This window comes from Parvibaculum sp., assembly GCF_035511255.1.
Taxonomy (GTDB): Bacteria; Pseudomonadota; Alphaproteobacteria; order Parvibaculales; family Parvibaculaceae; genus Parvibaculum.
The window spans coordinates 1-3,437 of sequence record NZ_DATKFR010000224.1 but is presented as its reverse complement, the minus strand read 5'-3'; the positions used below and the strand labels follow the sequence as shown (position 1 = coordinate 3,437).

At 65.3% G+C, this 3,437-nt stretch carries 3 protein-coding genes and 1 pseudogene; all 4 read left to right on the top strand.

Going from position 1 to position 3,437, the window contains the following annotated elements:
* Positions 1 to 234: pseudogene (locus VMR03_RS08760) on the top strand (hypothetical protein); the annotation flags it as partial.
* On the top strand, positions 231 to 2,123 hold the full coding sequence (locus tag VMR03_RS08755) for an ABC transporter ATP-binding protein (protein WP_325404279.1): 1,893 nt from the start codon (positions 231 to 233) through the stop codon (positions 2,121 to 2,123). The pseudogene VMR03_RS08760 and the gene VMR03_RS08755, both read left to right, overlap by 4 nt.
* Before the next feature lie 71 nt (positions 2,124 to 2,194).
* Entirely contained in the window at positions 2,195 to 2,770 is a 576-nt protein-coding gene (locus VMR03_RS08750; protein ID WP_325404277.1) for a D-sedoheptulose 7-phosphate isomerase, read from the top strand.
* Positions 2,770 to 3,414 (top strand): HAD family hydrolase, encoded by a 645-nt coding sequence (locus VMR03_RS08745; RefSeq protein WP_325404276.1) that lies wholly within the window; start codon positions 2,770 to 2,772, stop codon positions 3,412 to 3,414. The genes VMR03_RS08750 and VMR03_RS08745 overlap by 1 nt, the downstream gene beginning before the upstream one ends.
* Positions 3,415 to 3,437: the final 23 nt, after the last annotated feature.

The following is a 3,437-nucleotide window of genomic DNA, read 5'->3' as shown; positions in this document are numbered from 1 at the left end:
ACGCTGCGCGCCGGCCGCACCACGTTGATGGTCTCGCATCGCGTCTCGACCGCGCGCCATGCCGACCGCATCGTCGTGCTCGACGAGGGACGCGTCGCGGAGATCGGCACGCATCGCGAGCTGCTGGCGAAGAACGGTCTTTATGCCAATCTCGAGCGCGTGCAGGGCCGCCGCGAAGCGCTGGCGCAGGACCTGGAGGCGCAAGGCGCCGTCCCCGAAGGGAGCGCCCCATGAACGCCCAGTCTCCCCTGCCCCCGCAATCCCCGCCGAAGCCGCAACGCGACTACTCGATCTTCGAGGACGACATCGACACGCGCCGCTTCGACATGCGCTTGATCTGGCGCCTGACGCATTGGATCGGCCCCTATCGCCACCAGTTCGCGCTCGCCATTCTCCTCGTGATCATGGCGGCGAGCTTCGCCGTGCTGGCGCCTGTGGTGGTGAGCCGCGTCGTCGTCGACGGCATCCTGCTTCCCGCCGCCTCGGGCCATGCGCCCGACTTCTGGCAGAAGGCGCTGACCGGCTGGCTGTCGGCGCGAAGCGGCCTCGAACCGCTGATCGTCGCCTGCGGCCTCTATGCGCTCTGGACGACGCTCTGGGCGCTCTTCGGCCATGGCTTCCGCATCACGCTGGCGAAAGCGGTGCTCAACGGCCTGCGCGATCTGCGCCGCGACGTCTTCGCGCATCTGGAGCGCCTGCCGTCGAGCTTCTACGACCGCGTCGCCGTCGGCCGCGTCATGACGCGCCTTACCAACGACATAGAAACGCTCCTGGAATTGCTGGCCGGCTTCGGCGTGCTGATGGGCGAATTCGTGCCCTTCTTCGTCGCCGTCACGATCATGCTCGCCCTCGACATCCGGCTGACCTTCGAGCTTCTCGCGCTGCTGCCGCTCGCCGCGCTTTCCACATGGCTCTTCCGCCTCGCCTCGCGCAACGTCTACCGCAACATCCGCTCGACCATGTCGCGGCTGAACGAAAACCTGCAGGAAAACCTCTCCGGCATCGAGGTCGTGCAACTCTATGGCCGCGAGAAGATCAACTACGACAGCTACACGGCCATCAACCACGAGAACCGCGAGGGCGAGAACCGCGCCGTGAAGCTCGAAAGCTATTACGGCGCCTCGATGGACAGCATGTCTTTCCTCGCCATGACCACCATCGTCTGGTTCGGCGGGCACCATGTTCTCGGCGGCACGGCGAGCCTCGGCAGCGTCATCCTCTTCGCGCAATTCGCCGACATGCTCTTCCGTCCCATCGTCGCGATGGGCGAGCAGTGGAACGTCGTCTTCCGCGCCATGGCGAGCTGCGAACGCATCTTCCAGGCCCTCGACTGGGACGAGGCGCTGAAGGAGCCGGAGCATCCGGTGCCGCTGCCCGCCGATCTCAAGGGCCGCGTCGAGTTCCGTCACCTGACCTTCGGCTATCGCGCCGACACCACGATCCTCAAGGATGTGAGCTTCACCATCGCGCCGGGCGAGCGGATCGCGATCGTCGGGCCGACGGGCTCGGGCAAGACGAGCCTGATCCGGCTTCTCTGCCGCTTCTATGACGTGCCGAAGGGGTCGATCTTTTTCGACGGCATCGACATCATGGATGTGAAGCCCTCCGAAATCCGCCAGCGCATCGGCGTCGTGCTGCAGGATTTCCATATCTTCTCCGGCAGCGTCTACGACAATATCGCGCTCGGCAATCCGGCGATTACGCGCGAGGCGGCGGAGCGCGCGGCGATCCTCGTCCATGCCGATCCCTTCATTCGCGCGCTGCCGCAAGGCTACGACACGGTGCTGACCGAGCGCGGCCGCAACCTCAGCCACGGCCAGCGCCAGCTTCTGGCCTTCGCCCGCGTGCTCGCGATGAACCCCGAAGTGCTGATCCTCGACGAGGCGACGGCGAGCATCGATACCGAGACAGAACTCGTCATTCAGGACGCGCTGAAGAAACTCACCGAGGGCCGCACCTCGGTCATCATCGCCCACCGCCTCCAGACCATCCGCGAGGCACACCGCATCGTCGTGCTGACCCATGGCGAAATCCGCGAGATCGGCACCCATGCGGAGCTGATGGCCAAAGGCGGCGTCTACAAGACGCTGTACGAGCTTCAGGTGCAGGACCTCAAGGCCTAGAGAGATGCGCTTTCGGGCCGGCCGCGCCCGTGGTCTAATGCGGCCGGGTTTTGGGGGACGGGACAAGGTTAATGAGCGCGCATAAATTCGGGCCGGTTTTCGACGAACACATCAAGGTGGCGGGCGAGACCGCGCGTCTGCTGGAAACCCCTTTCGAGGCGCTGGCCGATGCCTGCGCGGCTTCAGTCCGCAATGGCGGCAAGCTGATGTTCTTCGGCAATGGCGGCAGCGCCGCCGACAGCCAGCACATCGCGACCGAACTCTCCGTGCGCTTCGTCAACGACAGAAAGCCCATCGCCGCACTCGCGCTGACGACGGACACGTCGGTGCTGACGGCGGCCGCGAACGACATGGGCTATGAGCAGGTCTTCGCCCGCCAGGTCGAGGCGCTGGGCCGCAAGGGCGACGTCGCCATCGGCTTCTCGACCTCGGGCAAAAGCCGCAACGTGGTGCTCGCCCTCGAAGCCGCGCGGCGCATGGGCATCGTCACCGTGGCCTTTACCGGCGCCGACGGCGCATTGCTGACGCCGCTCGCCGACCATCTTCTCAATGTGCCGTCGAAAGTGACCGCGCGCATTCAGGAGATGCACATCACGCTCGGCCATCTTCTCTGCGGCGCGCTCGAAGAACGCCTCGGCCTCGGCTGATGCTGCTTCCAAACGGCATCTGGATTTCCGATCCCGCGCCCGCGAAACATCGCGGCCCCGCCCTCTTTCTCGATCGCGACGGCGTCATCGTGCGCGAGGTCGACTATCTCTCGCGACCGGAAGATGTCGTTATCGAAAATGGCGCGATCGAACTGTTTCGATGGGCGCGAGAACGAGGTCTCGCTCTCGTCACCATTACCAATCAATCGGGCGTCGCGCGCGGCCGTTTCGGCTGGCCGGACTTCGAGGCCGTCGAAGCCGAAATCGCGCGGCAGCTTTCGGCGCATGGCGTCGGGGTCGACCTCGTCGTCGCCTGTGCCTTCCATGAAGAACACACACCGGACTTCGACGCCGAACATGCGCGCTGGCGCAAGCCCGGCCCGGCCATGATCGAACTCGCCACCGAAAAGCTCGGCTGCGATCTCGCTTCGAGCCTCATGATCGGCGACAAGGCGAGCGACATCGAGGCCGCCCGCAATGCCGGATTGAAGGCCGCCATTCACGTCCTGACGGGACACGGGAAAGAAGAACGCGCGGCGGCGCTGAAACTCGCGCGACCGGATTTCGCGGTTCATGTCGCGAACGATCTCGTCGACGCGCGGGCGCTCCTCGACGCTCAGTCCTTCGGCAGAACTTCGTCGTAAACCGAGAACATGCGTTCGATGGC

What these genes read in the sequence shown, in the direction of transcription:
- VMR03_RS08750 (WP_325404277.1), top strand. Translation starts at nt 2,195, where the DNA reads ATGAGCGCGCATAAATTCGGGCCGGTTTTCGACGAACACATCAAGGTG.
- VMR03_RS08745 (WP_325404276.1), top strand. Translation starts at nt 2,770, where the DNA reads ATGCTGCTTCCAAACGGCATCTGGATTTCCGATCCCGCGCCCGCGAAA.
- VMR03_RS08755 (WP_325404279.1), top strand. Translation starts at nt 231, where the DNA reads ATGAACGCCCAGTCTCCCCTGCCCCCGCAATCCCCGCCGAAGCCGCAA.